The organism is Nocardiopsis chromatogenes YIM 90109 (genome assembly GCF_000341185.1).
GTDB classification, from domain to species: domain Bacteria; phylum Actinomycetota; class Actinomycetes; order Streptosporangiales; family Streptosporangiaceae; genus Nocardiopsis_A; species Nocardiopsis_A chromatogenes.
In genome coordinates, this window is the sequence record NZ_ANBH01000241.1 from 1 (window position 1) to 257 (window position 257).

A 257-nucleotide genomic window follows, 5' to 3' on the forward strand; every position below is an offset into this window, starting at 1 on the left:
CGAGGACTCCACGTCCACGCCGGGCGCGTAGATCTCAACGGCACTGCCCCAGTTGGTGAACGAGGCCGACCGGTCGTTGCGGTCCGACGCCGCCACGGTGGTCACCTTCGCCGCGCGCGCGGGCGAGTACCACGAGGCGAGCCACCCGTCGTTGCCCGCGGCCACCGCGGTGAAGACGCCGGAGTCCACCAGGTTGTTCACCGCGTCGTCCACGGCCTGGGAGCCGGGCCCGCCCAGGGACATGTTGGCGACGGATC

Annotated in this window: 1 pseudogene; it reads right to left on the bottom strand. The window is 72.0% G+C overall.

What is annotated here, in order from left to right:
- Positions 1–257, bottom strand: a pseudogene (locus tag D476_RS34170) (S8 family serine peptidase); the annotation flags it as partial.